The 26467-nt window shown below is 72.0% G+C and carries 20 protein-coding genes; 7 read left to right on the top strand and 13 right to left on the bottom strand.

From position 1 onward, the window contains the following. The first annotated feature begins 35 nt into the window (after positions 1-35). The 5 genes from G443_RS03990 to G443_RS03970 all read left to right on the top strand — a co-directional run bounded on the left by G443_RS03990 (position 36) and on the right by G443_RS03970 (position 6907). Entirely contained in the window at positions 36-758 is a 723-nt protein-coding gene (locus G443_RS03990) for a hypothetical protein (RefSeq protein WP_155886057.1), read from the top strand. Next, positions 755-1702: a DUF6895 family protein gene (locus G443_RS03985; protein WP_030104966.1), complete on the top strand. Its 948-nt coding sequence runs from the start codon at positions 755-757 to the stop codon at positions 1700-1702. The genes G443_RS03990 and G443_RS03985 overlap by 4 nt, the downstream gene beginning before the upstream one ends. Beyond that, complete coding sequence (locus G443_RS03980; protein ID WP_081715299.1) at positions 1699-2898, top strand: serine hydrolase domain-containing protein; 1200 nt, start codon at positions 1699-1701, stop codon at positions 2896-2898. The genes G443_RS03985 and G443_RS03980 overlap by 4 nt, the downstream gene beginning before the upstream one ends. A gap of 1273 nt (positions 2899-4171) precedes the next feature. Continuing rightward, a complete protein-coding gene (locus G443_RS03975) occupies positions 4172-5515 on the top strand; it encodes an MFS transporter (RefSeq protein ID WP_026417990.1) in 1344 nt (447 codons plus the stop codon). A gap of 201 nt (positions 5516-5716) precedes the next feature. Further along, positions 5717-6907: an MFS transporter gene (locus G443_RS03970; protein WP_035291677.1), complete on the top strand. Its 1191-nt coding sequence runs from the start codon at positions 5717-5719 to the stop codon at positions 6905-6907. Positions 6908-7103: 196 nt separating this feature from the next. Here the strand turns inward: G443_RS03970 and dprA are convergent, their stop codons facing one another. The 8 genes from dprA to G443_RS03930 form a co-directional block, all read right to left on the bottom strand. Continuing rightward, positions 7104-8252 (bottom strand): DNA-processing protein DprA, encoded by a 1149-nt coding sequence (gene dprA / locus G443_RS03965; RefSeq protein WP_051313665.1) that lies wholly within the window; start codon positions 8250-8252, stop codon positions 7104-7106. After that, entirely contained in the window at positions 8249-9763 is a 1515-nt protein-coding gene (locus tag G443_RS03960; RefSeq protein WP_026417991.1) for a YifB family Mg chelatase-like AAA ATPase, read from the bottom strand. The genes dprA and G443_RS03960 overlap by 4 nt, the downstream gene beginning before the upstream one ends. 1 nt (position 9764) lies before the next feature. Beyond that, a complete protein-coding gene (locus G443_RS03955) occupies positions 9765-10076 on the bottom strand; it encodes a YraN family protein (RefSeq protein WP_026417992.1) in 312 nt (103 codons plus the stop codon). A 473-nt stretch (positions 10077-10549) separates the two neighbouring features. Further along, positions 10550-10777 (bottom strand): hypothetical protein, encoded by a 228-nt coding sequence (locus G443_RS03950; RefSeq protein ID WP_026417993.1) that lies wholly within the window; start codon positions 10775-10777, stop codon positions 10550-10552. Between the two features lie 108 nt (positions 10778-10885). After that, positions 10886-12139, bottom strand: coding sequence for a PQQ-dependent sugar dehydrogenase (locus tag G443_RS03945; protein ID WP_051313668.1), 1254 nt, complete (start codon positions 12137-12139; stop codon positions 10886-10888). Positions 12140-12997: 858 nt separating this feature from the next. After that, positions 12998-14044, bottom strand: coding sequence for a type 2 isopentenyl-diphosphate Delta-isomerase (fni, locus tag G443_RS03940; protein WP_051313670.1), 1047 nt, complete (start codon positions 14042-14044; stop codon positions 12998-13000). A gap of 110 nt (positions 14045-14154) precedes the next feature. Beyond that, positions 14155-15162 (bottom strand): 1-aminocyclopropane-1-carboxylate deaminase, encoded by a 1008-nt coding sequence (locus tag G443_RS03935; RefSeq protein ID WP_026417995.1) that lies wholly within the window; start codon positions 15160-15162, stop codon positions 14155-14157. 25 nt (positions 15163-15187) lie between these two features. Further along, on the bottom strand, positions 15188-15910 hold the full coding sequence (locus G443_RS03930) for a GntR family transcriptional regulator (protein WP_026417996.1): 723 nt from the start codon (positions 15908-15910) through the stop codon (positions 15188-15190). A gap of 119 nt (positions 15911-16029) precedes the next feature. On the opposite strand from G443_RS03930, the gene G443_RS03925 reads away from it, so the two are divergent. Beyond that, positions 16030-16893, top strand: coding sequence for an SDR family oxidoreductase (locus tag G443_RS03925; protein ID WP_035291626.1), 864 nt, complete (start codon positions 16030-16032; stop codon positions 16891-16893). Between the two features lie 261 nt (positions 16894-17154). After that, positions 17155-18543, top strand: a complete 1389-nt coding sequence (locus G443_RS03920) for an endo-1,4-beta-xylanase (protein ID WP_026417998.1) — start codon at positions 17155-17157, stop codon at positions 18541-18543. A gap of 1011 nt (positions 18544-19554) precedes the next feature. On the opposite strand, the gene G443_RS03915 is transcribed toward G443_RS03920, so the two are convergent. The 5 genes from G443_RS03915 to G443_RS03895 form a co-directional block, all read right to left on the bottom strand. Next, positions 19555-21876 (bottom strand): heavy metal translocating P-type ATPase, encoded by a 2322-nt coding sequence (locus tag G443_RS03915; protein WP_051313672.1) that lies wholly within the window; start codon positions 21874-21876, stop codon positions 19555-19557. Between the two features lie 37 nt (positions 21877-21913). After that, a complete protein-coding gene (locus tag G443_RS03910) occupies positions 21914-22102 on the bottom strand; it encodes a hypothetical protein (protein ID WP_026417999.1) in 189 nt (62 codons plus the stop codon). 176 nt (positions 22103-22278) lie between these two features. Further along, positions 22279-23670, bottom strand: coding sequence for a glycoside hydrolase family 6 protein (locus G443_RS03905; RefSeq protein WP_026418000.1), 1392 nt, complete (start codon positions 23668-23670; stop codon positions 22279-22281). A gap of 927 nt (positions 23671-24597) precedes the next feature. Further along, the gene (locus G443_RS03900) at positions 24598-24954 is read right to left on the bottom strand and encodes a hypothetical protein (RefSeq protein WP_253860118.1); all 357 of its coding nucleotides are present in this window, start codon (positions 24952-24954) and stop codon (positions 24598-24600) included. After that, positions 24951-26435, bottom strand: coding sequence for a glycoside hydrolase family 127 protein (locus tag G443_RS03895; RefSeq protein WP_253860117.1), 1485 nt, complete (start codon positions 26433-26435; stop codon positions 24951-24953). The genes G443_RS03900 and G443_RS03895 overlap by 4 nt, the downstream gene beginning before the upstream one ends. Between the last annotated feature and the right edge of the window lie 32 nt (positions 26436-26467).

Here is a 26467-nt window from a genome sequence, read left to right as displayed (position 1 = left end):
CAGCCAACCGGTCCGGCGAGGGAAGGGAGCTCGAGGTGTCGCGCCTTGACGCGGATCCACCGCCCAGGCTCAGCTACACGACGGCGGTGGACGCCCTCGCCGCCAGTGTCGTCCGCGCCTTCCGGGGCGCGGACGACACGTACCGGGTCAGCGACCACGTCGGCCTGCTCCCCGACCGCAGGGCGGAACTGGCGGCACTGCGGGTCCTGGGGGTCGACGCGCTCGCCCCGTACCTGGTCCGCGGCCGTCCGGTCCTCGCCGATGACCTGGCCGTCTTCGACGAGGTGACCACCGTCTTCCCCTCCGACAGCACCCGGGTCACCACGTCGGTGGTCCGCCGGCTCCGCCACTGGTTCCTGGAGGAGGTCCTCACCGACCTCACCGGAGCGGGGAAGGGCTCCGCCTACCCGAGGTCGGCCGACCAACTCGCCCCCAACGAGGGCACCCCGTGGCAGCCGTGGTCGGTCTTCATGGCCCAGGTCTCCACGATGGCCCTGCCCGGCTGGGTGACGCCGGTGCACCTGGCCGCCAGTCGGCGTACCGAGGACCTGGCCAGGGGAGCCGCGCGGGCACTGCTGCGGGGAGACCCCTACACCGCTGCCCGGCTCGGCCGGTGGCTCGCGCTCCAACCCGACGTGCCACCCGAACTCGGGCTCACCGGACTGCTGGAACACGTGGACCTGCTCGGGTCCCGCGACCCACGCACCCAACTCGAGGTCGCCGTCGCCCAACACCTGCTGGAGGTCGGACGCTCATGAGGGACGCACTGCTCTCCATCGGCCACCACGTCGGTACGAGCGCCCTGGAGTGGTTGGACGGTGCCGCCCACCTGTTCGCCTTCCCTCCCGACGTCCCCGTCCTCGAGGTCAACACCAACCGCCACGTGAAACCGCTCGCCGAATTCGCGTTGGCCGGCTCCATCGCAGTTCGGGAAGGGGCCATCGGAAGCCGGCAGGCCCAGATCTCACCGGTGCTGATGGACTACGCCTGGAACGCACTCGGGAACGGGTCGTTCCTGCACGAACTGCAACTGGCGATGCCGGTCGAGACCTACCCGATGGAGATCTACGCGATGTTCACCCGGGCCGGTTACCGCCACCCGGAACTCGAGGAACTGCTCGCCCACCTGGGGCGGCTGCGGGCCGCGCACGCACGGGAACTGCTCCCCAACCGCCAGCTGGCACTGACCAACTCGGCCAGGCTCATCGGACTGGAAGCACACGCCGACGAAGCCGAGCTGGTCGGCCGCACCTGGCTGGGCAACGCGTCGGAACCCTGGGCCCTGGACTTCGCCACCGCCTACGCGATGACCCACACCGTCTTCCACCTCAGCGACTGGGCCGGCCAACCCGGACGGCTCCCCCCGGCGATGGTCGACTACCTGGGCCGGTGGCTCCCGGTGTGGCTGGACGTCTACCGCGAGGCCCAGCAGTGGGACCTGGTCGGCGAACTCCTCATGGTCGACCTCTGCCTGCCCCACCCCGAGTTCCCGGCCGACACGTGGATCGCCTACGCGACGGCGCAGAACGAGGACGGGCTGATGCCCTTCGGCAGTGAGGCACCACCGGAGGGCACCGAGGACGCGTTCCGCAACTACTACCACCCCACGGTCGTCGCCGCCGTCGCCGGCACCCTGCTCGTGTCCCGGGGGATCTCGACCCTGACCGGCGCCACCGACTCCCGCGAAACCGTCGGCGGATGACCTCCTCCCAACCCACCGGGCGGTCCACCGGACCAGTCGGGTCCCCTGCCGGCCCGAGCGACCCGGCCTCCCCACCTCCCGCGAGACCAGGCCCGACCCAGCCGCCCGACCCGAACCAGGCGACGCGCGCGGCACCGTGGCTGGACGCCGACACGCTCCGGCGCGCCCTGCGGCACGCGGCCCGGGACGCCCGCGCACCAGGTGCCGTGGTGGGCCTGGTGACGGCCACCGGCGGCCTGGCCATCGGCGTCGGCACCCCGGACCGTTCCTCGGACGAGGCCGTCACCGCCGACACCCACTTCGAGTGGGGGTCGATCACCAAGACGGTCACCGCGCTGACCCTGGCACGGCTGGTGGCCGAGGGCGTCGTCCACTACGACGACCCGGTGACCAGGTACCTGCCCGACCGGGCTCGACCCACCGGTCGGCACCCGGTACCGACGCTGCACCAGCTGGCCACGCACACCGCGGGGCTGCCCCGGCTTCCCCGGAACCTCGCCGGCTCGCTGCTGCGCGGCGGCCCGCGCAACCCCTACGCCCACTACGACGCCGAAGCGCTCTACCGAGCGGTGCGCGCCACCACTCCGCGCGACCCGCCCGGCACCAGGGTGCGCTACTCCAACCTGGGATACGGGCTGCTCGGACACGCCCTGGGACGTGCCACCGGCGGCGACTACGAGACCGCCGTCGATCTGTGCGTCGGTCGGCCGCTGGGGTTCACCCCGGCCGCCGGACCCCCCGCCGGGGCCCGTCGCGCCACCGGGCACCACGGGCGCCGCCGCACCCCACCGTGGCGCATGACGGCGCTCGCCGGGGCCGGGGTGCTCGCGGGTAGCGTGACCGAACTCGCCCGCTACGTGCGCGCGCACCTCCGCCCCGACGAGACCGTCCCCCCTGGGCATCCCGCGCTGTCCCGCGCGCTGCGGGACGTGCAACGCCCCCGCGCCGATCTGGACGCCCCCCAGCAGACCTGCCTCGCCTGGCACCGCCGAACCACGCCCGACGGCGTGCCCGTGCTGCTGCACAGCGGTGTGACCTGGGGGTTCACCAGCTTCGTGTCCTTCGCTCCAGCCGCCGGCCTGGGAGTGGTCGCCGTAGCCAACACCGGAGCGGTGCTCAGGGCGCCGGTGACCCGGGCCGCGTACCACCTGCTGCGGGGCCTGGTCGACGACTGGGTGGCGGCGGGACGTCCCTGACCACGTCGCGGCGGTACGAGGGGCACACCCGGCCCAGGAGGGGCGACGATCGTCCGAGGCCGACGGGGTCCGGGAGCACCGCAGCCCCCAGCAGCGACGCCGCTCCCACCGGGCAAGCGCCGCCCGTCCGGGCGCGCCCGGGTTCACCCCGCCCACGTCCCCGCGATCGGAACCCAGCGCTGCGGGGTGGCACCCGCCCGGAGCGCTGCCGGATCACCGGATCGGCCGAACCCACGGAGGACCGGCCTCCCGCCGACCCGGCACGACACCCCCGGGGTGGGGGAGGGGATCCGCGCCGGACACCCAGTCGAGGGGAGCACGTCCCACCGAAGTCCTCGTCCGAGGCCCGGCGTGCGGGAGCGGCCGCACCCTGCGCGGCGGACGGGAGAACGTGCCGGGGCGCGGTCACCACGCGCACGGCGTTGATGCCGCCCCCGGCATCTGTGCTATCGGCCACACCACCCGACGCATTACGGATCGTCTCGCCGCGAGCCTCGCCCGGCGCGGGGCACGCCCTCCGCCGGACTGATCGGGGCGACGCCCCCGACACCGCCAGCGGAGCACCGGCCGCCGTGGGTCCCCTCGGTGGCGAATCCGTAGTCTTCCCGACCAGGCCTAGGCGTGGAACGCGTCACTGCCCCGGCGGGCCCGACCAGTGCGCCCGTCCACATCAGCGCAGGTCACAGGGTTGCGCTGTCGCCGACTGGGGAGAGCGGGGGACACGGACACCGACCTCGACCCCGGACCACGGGCTCCATCGGCGCGCACGGCTGTAATAGTGGGGACGTGCGGCGCGATTCCCCCATCGTGCGAGCCGGAGACCACGAACCGACCGGTCACTCGGGGAGCTGACCACGGCGGTCACGGCCCGACCGGACTCCACGAAACGGTGAACCCCGACGGCCGGCGGAACCCGCTACGGGAACGTAGGCCACCCGTGGTCCCACGCCAGAGCGTGCGGTGGCCCACCCAGTCGGGGAAATCCGGGAAAGCCGGAATAGTTCGCTCGACGTCGTGGTTGAGGGGTGTTCCGGTGCGCACGATCTGGAGCGCATCGCCGCGTACTCCTCGAGCCGGTGAGTGAGCACCGTAGCCACCGTCCGGCCCGGCCCGCCGACAGGCGGCCATCCCTCCCCGCTCCACCAGCACGTGATCAGCGCGCGTGCCGACCAGGACCACGCTCCGGGTCGGATGCCGTGCGTCCCCGTGACGGGCGCCCAGGTGCTCGCCACCGTCCGCTCTCGCCGTTCACCAACACCGGAGGTTCTGTCAGTTGGCTGCGGACCGCACCTCGCGGCAGGCATGGGTCATCTGGACCGCCGCCGTCATCGTCTACCTGGCCGCCGTGTTCCACCGGGGCTCCCTCTCCGTCGCCGGCCCGCTCGCGGGCGAGCGGTTCGCCGTGGGCTCGGCCGCGCTCGCCGTCTTCACCGTTCTCCAGCTCGGCGTCTACGCCGCGATGCAGGTACCCACCGGGGTCCTGGTCGACAAGTTCGGCGCCAAACGCGTCCTCATCGCCGCCACCGTGCTCCTGGGCCTCGGCCAGGTGCTCTTCGCGTTGGCCTCCTCCTACCCGGTCGCGTTGGGCGCCCGCGTCGTCGTGGGCGTGGGTGACGCCCTGACCTGGGTGAGCCTCCTGCGTCTTGTGGCCTCCCACTTCGCGGCGCGCAGCTACGCGATGGTCGTGTCCGTCTCCAGCGCGCTCGGCGCGCTCGGCGGGGTCATCGCCACCGTGCCGCTGTCGATGGCGCTGGGCAGCGCCGGGTGGACCCTCACCTTCATGGCCGTGGGCGCCGTGACCCTCGCCTACACCGCGGCCGTGTCCCTGGGCGTGCGCAACACCCCGGCCGGGCAACAGCCCACCCACGTCGCATCGCAGAACGTGCTCCGGCAGGTTCCCGCCGCGTGGAAGGTGGCCGGCACCAGGCTGGCCTTCTGGGTGCACTTCTCCACCGGGATGCTGCCGGGTGTGCTCGGGCTCCTCTGGGGCTACTCGTACCTCGTCGACGGCGTCGGCGTGGAGCCCGGCACCGCGAGCGTCCTGGTCGCCACCCTGGTCCTCACCGGCGTGCTGGGCGGCCCCATGGTCGGTGCGGTCATCGGCCGTCGCCCCGCCTCCCGCATGGGGATCGTCATCACCTACCTCGCCAGCTCCGTGGGCCTGTTGGCGGTGCTCTCGGCCTGGCCGGGGGGCCAGCCGCCGGTGCTGCTCGCCGCCGTGGCCTTCGTCGTGTTCGCCTCGGGCGGCCCGGTCTCCTCGGTGGCCTTCGCGCTGGTCCGTGACTACAACCCGATGGCCCAGGTGGGAACCGCCACCGGTGTCGCCAACGTCGGCGGCCACTCCGCGACCGCCATCGGGTCCCTGATCATCGGTCTGCTCCTCGACGTCGTCGGTCACCTGCCCGGCAACGAGGCCTACCGGGTGGCGCTGCTCGGCGCGGTCGCCCTCCTGCTCCTCGGCGGGGTCCGCACCGTGGTGTGGTGGCGCCGGGCCAGGGCCCAGGTCTTCGAGGCGGAGAAGCGTGGCGAGCAGGTGCCCGTCCGCCTCCGCCAGCGCCGCTGGGACCTGCCGACGGCGCCCGCTCGGGACACCGAGCCCGTCCCGGCGCCCGCCTGACCCCCACGTCCGCCCACCCACCAGGGCCAGGACGAACCGACCGGAGCACGAGTGCCCCCGCCCACGGCGGGGGCACTCGTCATGTCCACCCCCGGCGAGGGCCGGCACCGGACACCGGTTCCTCCTCCGTGACGGTACTTCCGCCAGGACGCCGGAAGTGCCACCCTGTTCCGCGGTGATCATGATCGGAGGAACCGGGTGGTGGACACCTCGACACGTCTCCCGGCCGAGCTGCGGCGCGCGCGGGTCGCGGTGGCGGTGCTGTTCTTCGCGAACGCCTTCGCCATGGCCAACATCGTGCCCCGCTACCCGGAGATCCGGGATGCCCTCGGCCTGAGTAACAGCGCGCTTGGCCTGGCCATCGCGGCCATGCCCACCGGGGCGCTCGTGGCGGGGCTGCTCGCCGGAGTGCTGTCGGGTCGGTTCGGCAGCGGCCGGGTCGCCGTCTGGTGCATGGTTGGAGCTGGGCTGGTGCTGCCCCTGGTGTCGGTGGTCGGTGGCTGGGCCGCCCTGGCCGCGGTGCTCTTCACCATGGGCGCGTTGGACGCCTGGGCAGATGCCGCCTCCAACGCGCACGGACTGCGGGTGCAACGCCGGTACGGGCGGTCCGTGCTGAACAGCTTCCACGGGGTGTGGAGCGTGGGGGCCGTGGCCGGCGGTGTGGTGTGCAGCGCGCTCATCGGGTTCGGTGTGCCCCTCACCTCGCACCTTCCCCTCGTGGGACTCGTGATCGTGTCGCTCGCGTTGGCCGCGCGCCTACACCTGCTGGCGGGGCCGGAGGCGAGCGAACGGGACCAGGAGAGCGCCTCGTCCCTCCCCTCGGCGCCCCGCGCCGCGTGGCCGGTCCTGCGCATGGTCGTCCTGGGCTGCCTGCTGCTGGCCGCCTGCGCCGTCGAGGACATCCCGTCCTCGTGGGGGGCCGCGTTGCTCCTCGACTCCTACGGTGCTCCCGCCGGGCTCGCCGGCGCCGTGTTCGTCGCCTTCCAGGCCGCGATGACCGTCGGGAGGTTCCTCGGCGACCGCATCACCGACCGGTACGGCCACGTGGCCGTCGGCCGGGCCGGAGGCCTGCTCATCACACTTCCCTTGGCACTGGCCCTTCCTTTCGACTCGGTTCCGGTGTTGATCGCCGCGTTCGCCTGCGCCGGGCTCGGTACCGCCACGCTGTTCCCGTCGGCGGTGCACGCGGCCGGGAACATCCCCGGTCTTCGCAGCGAACACGGGATCGCCATCGTCACCTGGTGCTCCCGTCTCGGCTTCCTGACGGTCCCGCCCCTCATCGGGGTGCTGTCGGACCTGCTCGACCTGCGGGTGGCGGTGGGGACGGCGATCGTTTTCGGGCTCTTGGTCCTCCTGCTGTCCGGTGCTCTGGTCCACCGCGATCGGCGGTGAGCGTCGTCCGGACCACCTCCACCCCCAGCCCGCCGGCGGGAGCCGGGAGGCCGGGTGCCGGGCGGCCCGAGGTGCGCCTCATGGGAGGGACCGGGCAGGGCAGGGAGGCACAGGCCAGTCGATTCGGTGGCACCGCCTCCCCGGCGGGCGGTGCCACCAGGCCCGCGACGCCGCCCGCCGCGTCCCTCCGCGATCATCACCGTCGCACGGCCACCCACCCGCCTTCGCGGCCGCACACCAGCCCGGCGTTCCTCAGCACAGCGAGGGTGGTCGCGGTCACGGCGGGGGCGACTCCGGACAGCACGGACACCTCGGCCGCGCTGCGCGTCCTGGCCGCGTCGAGCGAGTCCAGCACCCGCAACTGCTCCCCGCTCAACGCGTCCGTCGCCCTGGACGGCGAACCCGGACCCTGGTCCTCCGGAAGATCCGACCCGAGACGCCCGGCCGCCTCCGCGACGTCATCAGCGCTCGTGACGAGGAGCGCACCGCCATCCCGCAGCAGATCGTGGCACCCGACCGACATCAGCGAGGTCACCGGCCCCGGCACGGCCATCACGACCCGTCCCAACGCGGCCGCGGCTCCGGCCGTGTTCCGGGCACCACTGCGACGCCCGGCCTCCACCAGGACCAGACCCTCACCCAGTGCGGCGATCAGCCGGTTCCGCACCAGGAAACGGTGCCGGGCTGGGGGAGTGCCCGGTGGGTACTCGCTGACCACGGCCCCGCCCCCGGAGACGATCCTCCGCAGCAGCGTCTGGTGTCCGGCGGGGTACCCGGCGTCCAGGCCGCTGGCCAGGACCGCCATCGTCCGACCCCGCACGGCCAACGCGCCCCGGTGAGCGGCTCCGTCCACCCCGTACGCCGCACCCGACACCACGGTGAACCCCCGCCCGGCGAGGTCGTGCGCCAGCTCCGCCGCGACCTGCTCCCCGTAGCCGGTCGCGGCCCGGGCGCCCACCACCGAAACCGATCGCGCGCTCAGCGCCCCCAGTTCCCGGGCACCCCGGACCCACAGGGCCAGTGGCGAGCGACCCGGCCCCTGACCGGCCAGGCTCGCCTGGTCCAACCGCGAGAGGCGGTCCGAGGGCCAGTCCGCGTGTTCCGGTACCAGCAGCTCCGAACCCACCGCTCGCGCCGCCGCCGCCTCCTCCTCGCCGCACCACAGGTGACGACGGGCCTGGACCTCGTCGGTGACCTCACGAGGCGTCCTGCCGGTGCGCACCAGCTGGGCCGCGCGGACGGGACCGTGCTCGGCGACGAAGTCGCACAGCGACCGACCCGGTGGCTCGGCCACCCTCAGCAGGTAGGCGCGCGCCCGCAACACCTCCTCGCACACCTCGGTCATGCCGGCACCCTCCAATCCCGGAACTCCAACGCGCGGGTGACGTGCTCCGCCGTCGGCCTCTCCTCCTCGGCCAGGTCGCAGAGGGTCCACGCCACCCGCAGGCAACGATCCGCGCCTCGAGCGGTCACCGACCCGCTGCACAGGCCGCGGTCCAACACCGCCAACACCGTGGACGGGGGGCGGAACCGGCCCCGCAACGCCGACCCCGGCACCTCGGCGTTCGTGCGCCAGCCGTGGCCAGCCCACCGCTCACCGGCCCGCTGCCTCGCCCGCCGAACCCGTTCGCGCACCACGGCCGTGCTCTCCGGGGCCACGTCGGCCTCGGTCGGCGTCATGGCCAGCACCGGCCTGGTCCGGACCCGCAGGTCCACCCGATCCAACAGCGGCCCCGACAGCCGACCGAAGTACTTCCGCCGGGCCGTGGGCGAACACACGCAGTCGGTGTCCCGAGGCGGCGCGCACGGGCACAGGTTCGTCGCGAGCACCAGCTGGCAGCGAGCCGGGTAGCGCGCGATGCCGTGACTTCGCGCGATGCGCACCTCACCCTCCTCAACCGCCGTGCGGAGCGCCTCCAGCCGGTGCGCGCCGAACTCACAGGCCTCGTCGGCGAAGAGCACCCCACGATGCGCGCAGCTCACCGCCCCCGGCCGGGCCACCCCGGACCCACCCCCGACCAGCCCCGGCACGGTCGTGGCGTGGTGCGGTGCCACGAAGGGAGGGGAGGTGACCAGCGGTGCGTCCGGGGTCAGCAGCCCGGCGAGCGAGTGGATGGTGGTCACCTCGAGCGCGTCGGCGCGGGACAACTCGGGCAGCAGCCCGGTGAGCCGGCGGGCCAGCATCGTCTTCCCAGTGCCCGGAGGACCAGCGAGCAGGAGGTGGTGGCCGCCGGCCGCCGCGATCTCCAGCGCCCACCGCGCCGCGGGTTGCCCGACCACGTCGGCCAGTTCCGGGGCCTGCGGGCGTTCCGGCACGGTCGGGGCGGTCGAGCTCAGGGGCTCGTCCTCCCGCAGCCACCGCACCACGGCGCCCAGGTCCGCCGCGCCCAGCGCCCGCACGCCCTCCACGAGGGCCGCCTCAGGCAGGGCCTCGACGGGAACGACGGCGGTCCGCAACCCAGCGGCCCGCCCGGCGAGCAACGCTGGTAGCACTCCACGCACCGCTCGCAACCGGCCGTCAAGGGCCAGCTCGCCGAACAGCAGCGTCCCGGCCAGCCGTTCAGCGGGAACGGCGCCGGCCGCGGCCAGCACGACACAGGCCAGCGCGAGGTCGTAACCGGCCCCGGTCTTCTGGAGGGCGGCGGGGGACAACGCCAGGGTGACGCGTTGCCTCGGCCAGCTCTCCCCGACGTTGCGGAGCGCGGCCCGGACGCGGTCCTTCGACTCGTTGACCACCGCGTCCAACCGCCCCAACAGCCGCACACCGGGCAACCCGGCCCCGACATCGGCCTCGATCTCGACCGGCACCCCGTCCACCCCCAGCAGGCCCACCGACCAGGCCTTCGCCATCGCCATGTCACGACACCCCCTGGAAGTGGCGCAGCGTGGCGGGCCCCCGCGTGGGCAACACGACGCTGACCACGTCGAAGCGGACCGCGCACCAGCCGACGTGGTAGCGGGACAACCACGCCGCGGTGAGCGTTCGGAGACGTTTCAGCTTCGCCGGGGTGACGGCCGAGGCAGGGTCCTCCGCTGATGGCCCGAACCGGGTTTTGACCTCGCAGACCACCAGCGTGTCGTCGTCGACCGCCACGACATCGAGCTCACCGTGCCGGCACCGCCAGTTGCGGCTGAGCACCACCAGTCCCTGGCGTTCCAGGTGTGCCACCGCGACGTCCTCACCCCACCGGCCTAGCTCGCGGGTGGGCACCACTCTCGTGGCGACCCCGACACCGCCGCACGTTCCGTCGCCCACCTTCGTCATCGTGGCCCCCGTCCTCCGCTGCTTCCGCGGACAACAGTGGCCGACCACGCCCCGGTTTCGCGGCACCCCGGGCCACGCCCTGTGGACAACCTCGCCCTGTGGACAACTCCCCTCGCGGTTCGGGCCGCCGGGTGCGCCGCCTGCCAGGGACGACGCGGGAGGAGGTCACCAGGGATGCTGCCAAGGACGTCGTCGACGGTCCTCGCCACCGGTCACGACGCGCTGAGGGCGACCAGACGAAGGAGGGTGGACGACGGACACCGGTGGCGATGCCGCGTGGACCAACCAGGGTGCTCGGTCGGCCTCAGGGACACACCTCGACCTGGCGGCCGGGAGCACGCGGGGGCCCCGGGGCCGGCAGCGGAGATCAGGCAGGGTCAGCGGAAGAGGCCGCCGCTGCCGTACTTCTTGTGCACGGCCTGCTTGCTGACACCGAGCACCTCGGCGATGCGGGCCCAGGAGACACCCGCCACCCGAGCCCGTCGCACCTGCACGGCCTCCAACCGTTCGGAACGGCGGCGCAGTTCCGCCGTGGCGCGCAGCGCGTCCAACGGGTCCTCGCCTTCGGCCGCGCTGACCAGATCCGCGAGCACACTGTCCGACATGTCGGCAACATACCCCGAGGCCGCCACGGCCGGGCCACCTCGGGGCCGGCGGAAGGCGGCGGCCAGCCGATCATCATCGTGCCGCCGGTCACCTCCCACCGGCAGCGCTCAGCCGGACGTCGAGAACGACACCGAGTACAGCTGGCCCGGGAGGTCGTTGACCAGGTAGAGCTCGCCGTCGGCGTCCGTGCCGAAGGTGGTCACCTGGATTGGGGTCTCCCCGATCACGGCGCTCTCGTACCCGTCCTCACCCGGCACCACCCCCCAGGCGGTGGCCGAGCAGTAGTCCGCGGTCACGTAGGTGCCGGCGGCGATGTCCTCGTACAGTTCACCCCGGTAGACGTGCCCACCGATGATCGCGCACCCGTCCAGGGACGTGCGGTACCAGAAGACCGGGTCCACGTAGTCGATGTCCTCCTCGCAGCGGGATTCGTCGAAGGTCGCTGGTCCCTCCAGGCAGGACCAGCCGAAGTGGGCCCCCGCGAGGTCCGCGGGCACGTGGTTGATCTCCTCGTAGGCACCCTGCCCGACATCGGCGATCCACAGCGTCTCGTCGACGTGGTCGAAGGAGAAGCGCCAGGCGTTGCGCAGCCCGTAGGACCAGATCTCGGGCTTCGCCTCCGCGTTGTCGACGAAGGGGTTGTCCTCGGGGACGCAGTAGCCGGCGGCCGCGCAGTCCGGTCCCACGTCGATGCGGACTATTTTCCCGAGCAGGGTGCCCAGGTCGGTCGCGTTGTTGTCGGGGTCCCCCGAACCGCCGCCGTCGCCGAGGCTCCAGTAGAGGTGTCCGTCGGGGCCGAACGCCACCTCCCCACCGTTGTGGTTGTTGTAGGTGGGATGTTCCTCGGTGAGCAGCACCTCTTCGCTGGCCGGGTCGATCGCCCGCTCGGCGGCGGTGTCCAGGGTGAAGCGCGAGAGGGTGACGTCGCCGTCGGGCTGGCTGGTGTAGCTCACGTACACCTGCGGGTTGGTGGTGAAGTCAGGGGCGGTGGCGATCCCGAGCAGACCGCGCTCGTTGCCGGCACCGTTCACCCGGTCGACGATGTCCAGCAGGGGAGACGAGGACAGGCCGGTGTCGGGGTGGTAGCTGCGGACCGTCCCGGGTTTCTCGGTGATGAAGAGCCGACCGCTGCCGTCGTCGGGCGCGGCGATCGCGGTGGGGCGGGAGAGTCCGCTGGCCACGAGTGTCGTGTCCAGGGAGAGCTGGTCCAGGTTGGCCGTGTCGGCGTTCTCCGTCGCCTCGGCAGCGGGAACGTGCGCGGTACCGCCGACCGGGGTGGACGTGGTGGCTCCTACTAAGAGGGGGACGAGTGCGACCGAGACGGCCGCGGACAGACGGGTCGTCAACCGATGGTGCGGCATGAAGCCTCCTACCGGAAACGGGTTCTTCGTCGAACACGCGTTGGTATCCCGTGCGAACACAGGTCAGGATTCGGTGCGCCCGCAAGGGTAACGTGGAGTTTCGTCAGGAAAGGAAGTCGCGCGTCATTCGGAGCAGTCCCGGATGGCGCGGACGAACGCACGCGATGGGAATGGGGGACCAGTCCCGTTATTCTGGCCTCTCGGCCAACTGCGTGAAAATCGCTGCCCTCCGTTCTGGGCCTGGCGGCGACGGCGCGCCCCACCCGCTGCCGCTGGGCGATATGGCCGGTGATCAGCGCGTCGCCGAGGTGCGGCCGGCCTTGGGAACACGATGTGGGTCGTTTCGGACACCAGTTGTGGAATGGGTGCCGGAAGTGCGGTCGTCCCGTCTGGTGGGCTGGATCGAATGGCCCAGTTCCCCATCGTTCGTCCGGCCCTGGGCGGATGGCCCAGTCGAACTCCAACCGGGGTTCCGGCTATTTCCGTGCCCGTGGGGTCGGCGGGTGGGGGAATTCGTCCCGGGAGGCCAGAGGTGGCGGGACCGACCGATCACGAACGCGGTGGACGGTCCTCGACCGAATCGCCACGGATGCCCTCGCGAGGTGGCACGGCCAGCCCTTCCGTCGGCTGCGCGGGGACGGGTGTGACCAGATGTACCGGAGCGGAGCTGGCTGTGGGCCCCGAGGACGTCCAACCGCAAACAAATTTCAGAGATATTTATCGCTTCAGTCTCAACTAAAATCAGTACTCAAAAAACCGAAGCAAAAACCCGCCAAGACCCGTCGAAACCCACCTCAGGACGAACCGGCAGCCCTCAGCATTCGAAGGCGGACAGGCATCGCTGTCGAGCTGGACGGGTCACTGGGCCGGCGGGGCGAGGTTGAGCGCGCGGAGAGCGGGCAGATCTCCGCAGCCCGTGCAGTGCAGGGCAACGCGCAGTTCCCACAGGAAGTTCTCGATCCAGGCCCGCACGGCATCCGCTGACTCCGTGGCGGGCCGGAGGAGGGGCCGCGCGACCGCGACCACGTCGGCGCCCAACGCCAGCGCCTTGGCGGCCTCGGTGCCGGTGCGGATACCGCCGGAGGCGATCACGGGGAAGCCCGGCAGGGCTCGTCGGATCTCGGTCAGGGCCTGCGCGGTGGGCAGCCCCCACTCGGCAAGCTCGGGGTGCCGGACGGCTCCGTAGCGGACGTACTGCTCGACCTTGGCCCACGAGGTGCCGCCGGCTCCCGCCACGTCCACCGCGGCCGCTCCCACCTCGGCGACCCGAGTGGCGACTCCCGCTCCCAGGCCGTGTCCCACCTCCTTGACCAGGATCGGGAAGGGGACGGCCTCGATCACCTCGCCGAGCCGGCCCACGAGGCCACGGAAGTCGGTGTCACCGTCCTCCTGCACCGCTTCCTGGAGCGGGTTGGTGTGGAACGCCAGGGCGTCCGCCTCCACGTCCCGGACCGCGCGCAACACCTCCGCGGCGCCGTACCCCTTGTTCAGTTGAGCCGCCCCCAGGTTCCCGATCAGCAGGGCGTCCGGAGCGAGATCGCGCACGGCGAACGACGAGGTGACCTCGGGTCTGGCCAACATGATGCGTTGGGAGCCCAACATCAGGCCCACCCCGAGCTGTTGCGCCGCCGTGGCGAGGTTGCGGTTGATGCGGGCGGCGAGCTCCGCTCCTCCGGTCATCGCCCCGATGAGGAGCGGCGCTCGCAGGGGCCTCCCGAGGAACCTGGTCGACAGGTCGACGGAGGCCAGGTCGGTCTCGGGCAGCGCGGAGTACGGGAGGTCGTACCGCTCCAGGCCGGTGGTCCTCGTGGTGTAGTCGACGTCGTGGCGCAGGCACGCCTCGATGTGCCGTAACTTCCGCGAACGGATGTCCCCACCCGCGTCACGGTCTGCTCGGCTGGTCACGGAATGCGCCCCCCGGATCCCTTCGCGTGCTCCCGGCGGGGGAGCGGCTTGGTCTGGTCGTGTTGGCTGACGGAGGCATTATGACCGGGTGGGCGTCGAAGTGCCCGTCCTCAGCCGAGGACGGAGGAGTAGCCGTTGATCGCGGGTTGACCGCCCAGGTGCGCGAACAGGACCGTGGAGTCCTCCGGGATCTCCCGTCGCCGCACCAGGTCGATCAGCCCGGCCATCGACTTCCCCTCGTACACCGGGTCGGTGATCATGCCCTCCAACCGGGCGGCCGTCCCGATCGCGGCCAGGGTGGTGTCGTCCGGGACACCGTACACACCACCGTGGTAGCGGTCGTCGAGCACGATCTCCGCCTCCTCCAGTTCCCGCTCGACGCCCAGTAGCCTGGCGGTGGCCCTGGCGATCCGGCTGACCTGCCCCCTGGTCGCGGTGGGGTTCGCTGACCCGTCGATCCCGATGATGCGGCGCGGTCGGGGGCTCAGCGCGTTTCCCGCGATCATGCCGGCCTGGGTGCTCCCGGTGACCGAGCAGACCACGACGGTGTCGAAGTGGACGCCCAGCTCGGCCTCCTGGGTTTCGAGTTCGCGGATCCAGCCGGCGAAGCCGAGGCCGCCCAGTCGGTGGTCGGAGCCGCCGGCGGGGATGGGGTAGGGGCTCCCGCCGGCAGCTCGGACCTCAGCGATGGCCTTTTCCCAGCTTTCCTTCACGCCGATGCCGAAGTCGGCGTCCACGAGTCTGACGTCGGCGCCGAGCATGCGGGAGAGCTGGATGTTCCCGACCCGGTCGTAGTTGTCGTCGGCCCAGTTCACCCAGCTCTCCTGGACGAGTACGGCCCGGAGGCCGGCGCGGGCCGCGGCGGCGGCCACCTGGCGGGTGTGGTTCGACTGCACGCCGCCGATGGAGACCAGGGTGTCCGCTCCGGTGGCCAGCGCGTCGGCGACCAGGTACTCGAGCTTGCGGGTCTTGTTGCCACCGAAGGCGAGGCCGGAGTTGAGGTCCTCGCGTTTCGCCCAGATGCGGGCGCCACCGAGTTCCTGGCTGAGGCGGTCGAGGGGGTGCAGCGGAGAGGGGCCGAGCAGGAGGGGGAAACGGGGGAAGCCGTCGAGGGACATGGTTTCCTTCCGGTGGGCCGGGTGGTCAGGTGGTGGGGTGGGTGACTCGGTGTCCTTCGTCGTCCGCGTGCTGGTGGGGCGCTGGTGTGGTGGGGAGGTCGAGCAAGGGGCGGAGCGTGTTCCAGTTGGTGCGGGTGGCCCGCGCCGCGTTCTCGGCGTCGCCCTGGGTGCACAGGTTGAGGATGTGGTCGTGTTGGGCGACGGAGTCCCGTCCGGTGAGCGCGGAGAACCTGAGGCGTTCCACGCGTCGGAGCAGGGGGGTGAACTGGTCGAGGACGGCGGTGATGGCGTGGTTGGCCGCTGCTGAGACGGCGACGGAGTGGAAGGCGTCGTCGGCGGCGATGGCGGTGTCGGGGTCGCCGGCTTCCAGTGCGGCGGCCAGTTGGTGGTTGGCGGTGCGCATGGCGTTGTGGTGGGTGGGGCCCAGGTGGGGGGTGGCTTCGCGGACGGCGAGTTCGTGCATCGCCGAGACGACGAGTTGTGCGTCGTGGACCTGTCGGGGGTTGAGGGGGGCGACGACGGTGGAGCGGCCGGGGACGGTGTGGACCAGGCCGGCCTGTTCCAGGCGGGCGAGTGCTTCTCTGATAGGGGTTCGGCTGACTCCGAGCCAGTGTTCGAGTTCGGTGTCGCGGAGGCGTTCACCGGGTGCGAGTGTGCCGGTGACGATGGCGTCTCGGAGCAGGTGGAAGGCGTTGTCGCGGAGGAGGGTGCGGCGGAGTTGGGGTTGGGTGGGGTGGGGGACGGGCATGCGAAATATTGCATTTCGGGTGGCGTCGTCGTCAACCCCGGTGTGGTGGTGGGGCCGGGTTCGGTGGCGGGGGCGTGGCGGTCTGGATCGTGGTGTGGTGATCGGGTAGGGAGTGGGGTGTGACTGATCTGATCGCGGTGACGGGTGCGAGTGGCCAGTTGGGGCGTCGTGTCGTGCGTCGTCTCGCCGAGCGGGGGGCCCGCCAGCGGGTGGTGGTTCGGGATCCGGGTCGGGTTCCGGTGGGGGCGGGTGCCGCGGAGGTGGCGGTGGCGTCCTTCGAGGAGGAGGCGGCGTTGGTTGAGGCGTTTCGGGGGGTGCGGACGGTGTTCCTGGTGTCGGCGCCGGAGGCGGCTGATCGGATGCCGTTGCACCGGGCGGCGGTGCGGGCGGCGGTGGCGGCGGGGGTTGAGCGGGTGGTCTACACGTCGTTCATGGGGGCGGCTCCTCGGGCGAGTTTCCGGTTCGCGCGGGAGCACGGGGAGACCGAGCGGCTGATCAGCGGCGCGGGGCTGCGGTTGACGTCGTTGCGCAACACGTTCTACGCGGATGTGGCGCCGGGGTTCGTGGGGGAGGACGGGGTGCTTTCGGCTCCGGCTGGGGGTGGTCGGGTGGCGTGGGTGGCTCGGGAGGATGTGGCCCGGTTGGCGGTGGAGGTGTTGGTGGACGAGGTGCACGCGGATCAGGTGTATGACGTGTCGGGGCCGTGTGCTCTTGGTTTCGGGGAGACGGTGCGGGTGTTGTCGGAGGTGACCGGGCGGAACATCCGGTACCGGGAGGAGACGGTGGAGGAGGCGGTGCGGGCGCGGGCAGGGGCGGCGGAGTGGCAGGTGGATGCGTGGGTGGGGTCGTACCTGGCGGTGGCCTCGGGGGAGAGTTCGGTGACCAGTCACACGGTTCAGGCGGTGACGGGTGTGCGTCCGTGGACGTTCGGGGAGTTCCTGGAGGCTGAGCCGGAGGTGTGGCGTCACCTTGCCCGCCGGTAGGGGTTGGTCGGGGCCGGGGTGCGCTGGTCGTGGTGCGCGGTGTGGTCCCCGGTGCGTTCCGCGTCGAGGTGCTCCTCGGTGGCCGTTGGAGGGGGACTGGGCCGGGGTCGTGTGGGGTTGGGCCGGTCGGGGTAGGTGGTGCGGGGTGGGGTGGGGGAAGTTGGGGTGGGTGGTGTGTGGAGGTCTGTACCTGGGGGTATGGGCGGGGTAGCTTCCTGTTCCGGGCGCGCACCTGTACTCACGAGAAGTCAGGAGAGCGGTATGCCTTGGGTACGTGGACTTGTCGTCGTCGGGTTGGCGGCGGGGTTGGGGTTGGCCGGGCCGGTGGTGGTTGCCGGGGCCGGGGATCGTGCGGGGGTCGGGGTCGCGCAGGACGTTCCGTTGCGTGATCTGGCCGCTGAGCGTGGGGTGCGCATCGGGAGCGCCGCCACGGTCGAGGAGCTGCGGGACGGTGAGTACGCGGCGGTGTCCGCGCGGGAGTTCGACATGCTCACGCCGGGCAATGACATGAAGTGGGATGCGACCGAGCCGGCGCGTGGTGTGTTCAGTTTCGAGCGGGGGGACGCCGTCGTGGAGGCGGCGAGGGCGGCGGGGCAGCAGGTTCGTGGCCACACGTTGGTGTGGCACAGCCAGTTGCCGGGGTGGTTGACCGAGGGGGACTTCTCGGCGGTGGAGTTGGACGGGATCATGCGTCACCACATCGCGGAGGTCGCTGGTCACTACCGGGGTGAGGTGTATGCGTGGGATGTGGTGAACGAGCCGTTCAACGAGGATGGTTCGTTGCGGGACACGTTGTGGACCAGGGCGTTCGGTGTGGATTACGTGGCGACGGCGTTGCGGGCGGCGCGGGAGGCTGATCCGGGGGCCAAGTTGTACGTCAATGACTACAACGTGGAGGGGCTGAACGCGAAGAGTGATGCGTTGTACGAGTTGGCGCGGGATCTGGTGGCGGCGGGGGTGCCGTTGGACGGGGTGGGTCTTCAGGGGCATCTGATCGTGGGGGCGGTGCCGGGTGGGATCCGGGAGAACATCGAGCGGTTCGCGGCGTTGGGGTTGGACGTGGCGATCACGGAGCTGGATATTCGGATGGGGTTGCCGGTGACGGCGGAGAAGTTGGCCACGCAGGCGGAGGACTACCGTGCGGTGGTGGAGGCCTGCCTGGCGGTGTCGCGGTGTGTGAGTGTGACGACGTGGGGTTTCACGGATCGGTATTCGTGGATCCCGGACCACTTCCCGGGGGAGGGGGCGGCGTTGCTCTTCGATGAGGATCTGCGGCCCAAGCCCGCCTATGACGCGGTGCACCAGGCGTTCGGTGGTGGTGGAGCGCCGGTGGAGGGTTGTCGTGTGGGTTATCGGGTGACGAACAGCTGGTCGACGGGGTTCAGTGGTGAGGTCGTGGTGACGAACGTGTCGGGTCGGCCGGTGAGCGGGTGGATCCTGGAGTGGGATTTCCCTTCCGGGCAGCGGATTGATCACGGGTGGAACGCGGTGTTCTCGCAGGAGGGCACGGCGGTTCGTGCGAGGGATGAGGGGTGGAACGCGACGATCGGGGTGGGAGGTTCGGTCACGGTCGGGTTCACTGCGCGTCATGCCGGGTCCAATGAGGCTCCGGTGTCGTTCCGGTTGAATTCGGCGGGGTGTGACGGCTGAGTTCGTTGGGGTGCCGGCGGGGTGCGGTGTGGTGGCCGTACCCCGCCGTCGTGTTGTGCGGGGTGTTCGGGTTCCGGGTGGTGGGGGTTGGGGGATCTTGTTGTGTTGGGTGCGGGGAAAGGCTCGACGGGACACCCTGGTGTGGCGCGTTTCCGCGTCGAGCGGGAGCGGTGCGCGGCGTGGCGGTGAGTGGCGTGGCGGTGAGTGGCGTGGCGGGGGCTGAGTGTGGGAGGCGGTTGTGGTGGTGTCGTTGTTCGAGGTCGGCGGGTATGTCGGGTGGGTGTGGGCGTTTGCTCGGGGTGGGGGTGGAGTTGTTCGCGGGGGGTGCGCGCCTTGTGTGTGTGTGGGCGGGAACGGGGCGGGAAGTCGACGGGGTGGCCGTGTTGGCGGGTGTGGGCCGGCCGGATGTCGGCAGTTGCGGGTGGATGGGGTGGTGTGGCGTGCTTCTGGTCTGGCGGAGGCGTGTTCCGCTGGTATCGCGGTGCGTCGTCCGGGGCCGCGCCGGTGATCCGCGGTCGCGGAGGACGTGTTCATGGGTGGTTCGCGGGCGTGGTTCGGGCGGTGGGTTGTTGGGTGGCGGATGTGGTTCGCGGGCGTGGTTCGGGCGGTGGGTTGTTGGGTGGCGGATGTGGTTCGCGGGCGTGGGGTTGTTCGATTGGCTGGGGGTGGATCTGGATCCGTGGCGGCCGGTGGGGGCTGTCGATCGCGGATCAGCGGTGTGTCGAGATCGCGCGGGCTCTGTCGTGGGATGCGCGGGTGATCGTGATGGACGATGCGATGTCGGCGTTGACTGAGGGGGGTGGTGTTCGGTCCTGCGGGTGGAGGTGACCGAACTGCCGTGGGGGTCGGCGTCGCCGGTGGGGAAGGAGCCGGCCGGGTTCGAGGCCCGGGGGAGTGCCTTGCGGGGCTGTCGGGATGCGGCGGTGGGCCGGGGCGCGGGGTGTCCCGGCCGTCGGCACCCGCGTCGGTGTGCTGGGGGTGGGGGTGTGGGGGTGGGCGGCCGGGTGGCGGTCAGGATGCGGATCGCGCCGGTTGGGGGGTGGTGGTGTTCGCCGTGCCGGTCCCGGCGGGGGAGGGGTGGTCGGGCAGGGGCGCGAACCGGCGGAGTCGTGCGCTGTTGAGCACGACGAACACCGAGCTGAAGGCCATCGCCGCGCCGGCGAGCATGGGGTTGAGCAGTCCGGCGGCGGCCAGGGGGAGTGCGGCGACGTTGTAGGCGAACGCCCAGAACAGGTTGCCCCGGATGGTGCCCAGGGTGCGGCGGGACAGCCGCACGGCTTCGGCGGCGGCGCGCAGGTCGCCGCGCATCAGGGTCAGGTCGCTGGCGGCGATGGCGGCGTCGGTTCCGGTGCCCATCGCCAGGCCGAGGTCGGCCTGGGCCAGCGCGGCGGCGTCGTTCACGCCGTCGCCGACCATGGCCACTACGCGGCCCTCCTGCTGGAGCCGGCGGACGACGTCGACCTTGTCCTGGGGGAGGACCTCGGCGATGACCTCGGTGATGCCGACGTCGTGGGCGACGGCGGTGGCGACGGTCCTGTTGTCCCCGGTGAGCAGGACCGGGGACAGCCCGAGGCGGCGGAGTCGTTGGACGGCCTGGGGGGAGGTGGGGCGCACCGCGTCGGCGACGACCAGCAGTCCTCGGGCCTGCCCGTCCCAGGCGACGGCGACGACGGTGCCGCCGCGTGCTTCGGCGTGGTCTCGGGCCGAGGCGAGTTCGGTGGGTAGCTGGTAGCCGTGGTCGGTGAGGAGGGTGGGGCGTCCGACGAGGACGGTGTGGCCCTCGACGTGGCCGGACACTCCGAGGCCGGGGGTGGCGTGGAAGTCCGTGACGGCGGGTGGTGCGCCGAGTTCGTCGGTGGCGGCCGTGGCCACGGCGCGGGCGATGGGGTGTTCCGAGGCGTGTTCCACGGCCGCGGCCCTGCGCAGGACGGTGTGGCGGGTTTCGCCTTCGGCGGGGATCACCTCGCGCAGCGTCATCTGGCCGGTGGTGACGGTGCCGGTCTTGTCGAGCACGACGGTGTCGACGCGGCGGGTGGACTCCAGTACCTCGGGGCCTCGGATGAGGATGCCCAGTTGGGCGCCTCGGCCCGTGCCGACCATCAGGGCCATCGGGGTGGCCAGGCCCAGGGCGCAGGGGCAGGCGATGATCAGGACGGCGACGGCGGCGGTGAACGCGGCGGCCGCGCCGGCGTCGGCTCCCAGCCAGAACCCGAGGGTGCCGGCGGCCAGCAGCAGGACCAGGGGGACGAAGACGGCGGAGATGCGGTCGGCGAGCCGTTGCGCGGCTGCCTTGCCGTTCTGCGCCTGTTCGACCAGTCGGGCCATCTGGGCGAGTTGGGTGTGGGCGCCGACGTGGGTGGCGCGGACGATGAGGCGGCCGCCGGAGTTGATGGTGGCGCCCACGACGGTGTCGCCGGGGCCGACCTCGACGGGCACTGATTCGCCGGTGAGCAGGGAGGCGTCGATCGCCGAGGAGCCGTCGAGGACGGTGCCGTCGGTGGCGATCTTCTCGCCGGGGCGGACGAGGAACTCGTCGCCGACGGTGAGGTCGTCGATGGGGATGCGTCGTTCCTGGCCGTGGTGCAGGACGGTGACCTCACGGGCGCCCATCTCCAGCAGGGCCCGCAGGGCTTGTCCGGCGCGGCGTTTGGAGCGGGCTTCCAGGTAGCGGCCGGCCAGGATGAAGGTGGTGACGCCGGCGGCGGCCTCGAGGTAGATGTGGGCGGTGCCGTCGCCGCGGGTGATGGTGAGTTCGAAGGGGTGGGTGAGGCCGGGTGTGCCGGCCGTGCCCAGGAACAGCGCGTACACGGACCAGCCCAGGGCGGCGAGGGTGCCCAGGGAGATGAGGGTGTCCATGGTGGCGGTGGCGTGTCGGAGGTTGATCCAGGCCGCCCGGTGGAAGGGCCAGGCCCCGTAGGCCACGACCGGGGCGGCCAGGGTCAGGGAGAGCCATTGCCAGTAGGTGAACTGGAGGGCGGGGATCATCGCCATGGCGATGACGGGGATCGACAGCAGCAGGGAGATCAGGAGGCGGTGCCGCAGGGGGGTGAGGGGGTCGGTGGGGTCGTCGCCGCGTTGGGTGTCGGTGGTGGCGGGGGGTGGGGGGAGGGTCGCGGTGTAGCCGGCGCGTTCGACCTGGTCGATGAGGTCCTGGGGGCGCAGGGTCGCGGGGTGGGTGATGCGGGCGCGTTCGGTGGCGTAGTTGACGGTGGCGACGACGCCGTCGAGCTTGTTCAGCCGGCGTTCGATCCGGGCGGCGCAGGAGGCGCAGGTCATGCCGCCGATGTCGAGTTCGAGGTCGCCGGTCGTGGTGGGTGGGGTGTTGGTGGTCATCGTGGTGGTCCTCTTCCTGCGGCCTGCGGGGTGTCGGTCAGTGCCGGGGGTGGCCGTCGTGGGGTGACGGGCTGGTGGCCGGCGGGTGCTCGGCGTGGTCGGGTGGGGCGCCGAGGGTGTGGCCGAGGCCGAGGCCACCGGCGAAGACCAGGGCGGTCGCGGCGGCGAAGGCGGCCAGCCGCAGGGGTGGGGGCAGGGCGCGGGAGGGGGTGGTTGGGGTGGTCATGGTGGGTCTCCACGGGTGCGGGTGCTCGCGGTCGCCCACCGACTATACCCCCTGGGGGTATCAGGGGTCGGGGCGTACGGCGGCGGGCCCGGTGCGTTGGCACCGGGCCCGCCGAGGGTGATCAGGTCAGGGAGGCGGGATCATTCCCGCCGTGACCGGGGGTCGCGGTGTGTGGGTCACACCGGCGGGTGGGCGTTGGCCAGCAGCTCCTGGAACTGGGCGGAGAACCAGTGGCCGGAGATCGGCGCGTCGCCCAGGGCACCGGAGGGGTTGTGGTTGTTGCGCGGGTTGCCCTCGTAGGTGGGGTCGCACATCCGGTCGAAGCTCTTGCCCTCGTCGTTGGGGATCTCCTCGCTGGAGCCGTCGGACTCGCCCGGGGGCTTCATCCAGACGTAGGCGTCGATGCCCGGCTCGGGCGCGGTGGTCGGGCGCTCGCCGAGGCCGGCGCCGGCCTGGTTGCACCAGTTGCCGATGTGGATGCGGCGGTCGTAGCGGCCGCCTTCGACGTAGGCTTCGGCGCTGGTCTGCGGCCCGGGGCCGGTGGGCCGGTTCGGGCCGCCCCACCCGTTGCGAGAGGTGTCGATGAGCATGCCGATTCCCGGGTCGAAACCGGCCTGTACGAGGCGCTCGCGGAATCCCTGGGCGAAGGACAGCTCGTCGACGTAGTTGTTCCAGTCGATCCAGCTGGACTCGCCCCGGATCTGCTGGCCGTTGACCACGTCGGTGATGCTGAAGTTCTCCTCCACCAACGCGCTGTAGTTGGAAGTGTTGGCGATGAAGCCGTGCACGTCGGCGGGGGTGGCGCCGTTGGCGTTGGCGGCCTCGAAGAACAGGTCGGCGGAGGGGCCGAAGTTGTCCTCCCAGCCGATCCAGCCGTGGTGGCCGGCGTCGATGTAGTTGTAGACGTTGGGGATCGCGCCGAGCTGGGCGAGCGCGTAGCCCACGCCGTCGACGTAGCCACCGTTGGCCTTCATCACGTCACACTCGGGTGTGGCGGTCGGGCGCGGGGTGACGTTGGTGATCAGGTTGGGCAGCGAGTCGATCTCGATCGTGGTGACGATGCGCAGGTCGGCGTAGGCCGGGTCCGAGAGGATCTCGGCGATCGGGTCGATGAACTCGGACTGGTAGCGCGGCAGGTCGTTCGGGCCGAGTTCGCCGCTGGAGGCCACGGCCGCGCAGTCCCGCCCGGGCAGGTTGTAGATGACGACCTGGAAGACGAAGTCCTGCCCGTTGGCCTGGCTGACCGCCTCGTCGAGGTGCTCGCGCAGTCCCATCTTCCCCTCCGGTCCCTCGATGGCCGCGATGCGGTCCATCCAGACACCGGTGGGTTGGTCGGCGACGGCGCTGCCGCCCGGTTCGGCGGCGGCGTTGGCCGACCACTCCGGGTTCACGTAGACGTCCGCGCCGACGTAGGGGTTGTCCACCCTGGCCTGTTGCGGGCTGGCGTCGTCGGCACCGGCCGCTCCGCCGGTCACGAACAGGCCCGACGTGAGTGCGAGCGCGGATGCCGCGGTGAGTCCGCGGCGGAGGCGCGAGCCGCGCGCCCCCCGTGCCGAGTCAGTCTTCATGTGGGCTCCTTCGTCGTTCCCTCATGACGTCCTTGTCCGAGTTCTGGGAGCGCTCCCATGAGAGGGACTGTACCAATGGGGTAACACTCTGAAAAGAGTCGTTCACCATTCGGTGCCGATATTTCTGGTGCCACGATCGACGGCCCCAGGGGATTCCCCCGGATGCGGGGTGGTGGCACCTCCGAATCGGGGAACCCGCACATCTGATTACGACCGATGGTCCTGTGACCTGCGGAGACGTCCACCGGCACGTCGATTCTCGCCTTCGCCGCCGACGACTGGACCCGGCCTGGTACGGATCCGGCGGAAAACACGTCGGAATGGGTGGAGCACGCTGTTCTCTTCTGTTCGCGGGAGCGCCGGTGGCATTCGCCGGACCCGTTCTGACTCCGACCGCCCCCGTCGGGAGTGCGGTGGTTGGCCTCCGGCGCGGGCCGCCGATCGGCCCCACTCGCGGGCCGGGCGTTCCTGGCCAGCGCGAAGGGCCCGCCCCCGCGTCGCGGGGGCGGGACTCCCCCCGGTGGTGTTCCCTCCCCGCCTGCCTGCTCCTGTCGCGCACCTCGGCTCCCCAGGCGGTGGTCCGGTTGGACCTCGTACCTCGCGCCGGGGGACCGAGTCGAACCGAACGCCCGGTCTCCTGAACTCTGGGAACGCTCCCACGGCCCGGGAGGGTGGGCGAGCGCCCTCCGAGGCGTCCCGGGTGCCCGACGGCGCCTCCTCCTCGGCGCGCGCCCGACCGGTGATGACCGGCGGGGCGCGCCGAGGACGTTCTCGGGGATGCCCGGCCAGTGGGCCGCTCGGGCACCGACACGGCCGGGGGCACGCGGACGCGGCCGCCCCGTGGGAAGCCTCCCGAGGGCCACGCTTCGGGCGCGGCACCGGGCCGGGGAGGGTGGGGGCAGCGGAGCCGGGCAGCGTCCCCGCTCCTCAGTCGAGCGGCCCGGACCTCGGGAGCCACACCCGCATCGACACCGGCCCCCGGTTGCCCCACTGGTGGTAGGGGACGAGCCGCACCCGGTGCGGCCGCACCGACCGGGGGGCCGGGCTGCCGCCGTAGGGCCAGGACTCCGCCGCCGGGGAGGTGCGATGGCCCGCCACCGACAGCTCCACCACCCCGCCCCGCGCGTGCTCGACCGGATCGACCGAGGTGTCCACGCTGATCTCGGCCAGGGGCGGTTCGTCGCCCGGGGACTCGGCGCAGTACACCAGCGGCCCGCGTTCGACGGCGACGCAGTCACGCACCGCGTCGATCCGCCGGTCCGGCCAGGACCAGCGGGGGGTCATCGGCAGTTCCAGGCGCAGCTCGTCGCCCGGCCGCCACCTCCGGTCCACCGTCGCCAGCCCGGGGCCGCCCGCACCACGCCCTCGGGGTGGAACACCGAGGCGCCGTCGGCCCACACCGGGACCCGCAGGGAGACCCGACAGGTCTCCCTCGGGGCGTCCACGACCCGGACCAGCACCGTTCCCGACTCCGGGTAGTCGGTCCGCACGCTCAGCCGCAGCCGGGACCCGTCGACCAGGCGGGTGTCGATCTCGGCGGAGGCGAACTGGTGCAGCTGCACTCCCCGGCGGTCCCGGGTCGCGAGGTATCCGGGGAGGGCGCCCAGCGTGCGGGCGATGTTCGGCGGGCAGCAGGAGGTGCTGAACCAGGGGGCGCGCAGGGCGCTGCCGCCCCACCAGCTGACCTCGTCGGCTCCGGCCGGCACACCCGGGGTGCGCACCTGGAGGGGGTTGACGTAGAAGAAGGACCGGCCGTCGGAGGCCAGGGAGGTCGCCACCACGTTGTACAGGGTCCGTTCGGCCAGTTCGGCGTAGCGGGGGTGGCCGGTGGCCAGCAGCAACCGCCAGCACAGCATCACCGAGGCGATGCCCGCGCAGGTCTCGGCGTAGGCCCGGTCGGGCGGCAGTTCGAAGTCCTCACCGAAGGCCTCGTCCCGGTGGCGGGAGCCCATGCCGCCGGTGAGGTAGGTGCGGCGGGCCACGGTCCGTTCCCACTGCGCCTCCACGGCCGCCAGCAGCGCGGTGTCACCGGTCTCCACGGCCACGTCGACCGCTCCGCATGCCAGGTAGAGCTGGCGGACGGCGTGGCCCCGGAAGGCGGGTGCGGTGCGGACGGGCTGGTCGTCCTGGAAGTAGGCGCGGCCGTGTTCGCTGTCGCCCAGCGCTGGGCGGCCTCGGCGTTCGACGAACCGGCGGGCCATCTCCAGGTACCGTTCCTCCCCGGTGAGGCGGCACAGTTCCACCAGGGCCATCTCGATCTCGGGGTGCCCGCACACCTGGTCGCCCTCCAGGAAGCGGGCGCACACGTGGTCGGCGGCGCGTCGGCCCACCTCCACCAGGAGGTCGTCGCCGTGGCGGCGGGCCCGGGCCACGCTCGCCTGGATCAGGTGGCCGGCGCAGTAGAGCTCGTGGCCCCACTCCAGGTTCTGGTATCGGCGACCCGACCAGCGGGTGTTGAGGTAGCCGTCGTCGTGCTGGGCCCGGGCCAGCAGGGGCGTGATCCGCTCGACCAGGGCGTCGTCGCCGTGCCAGGAGGCGGCTTCGAGGAGTTTGTGGACCTCGGAGTCGGCGAAGTCGGGGCCGCGGTGGCCTCCGTCGCGGAAGTTGTCGATCCAGCCGAGGGTGGTCATGCGTTCGGCGCAGTGCGGGAGCGTCACCTGGGCGCTGAGCGCCCTGCGGTGGGCCCAGAACCCGGAGGTGAGCTGGACCTCGTTCAGTCCGAGTGGGGTGAGCACTCCGGAGGAGGGCAGCACGGGACTGGTCATGGTCTCTCCCCGGCTCGAGTGGTCGGCAGGAC

The sequence above is a fragment of the Actinoalloteichus caeruleus DSM 43889 genome (assembly GCF_000429185.2).
GTDB lineage: Bacteria > Actinomycetota > Actinomycetes > Mycobacteriales > Pseudonocardiaceae > Actinoalloteichus_B > Actinoalloteichus_B caeruleus.
Note: the sequence above shows the minus strand (reverse complement) of the source record. Positions and strands in the feature narration are given on the sequence as shown.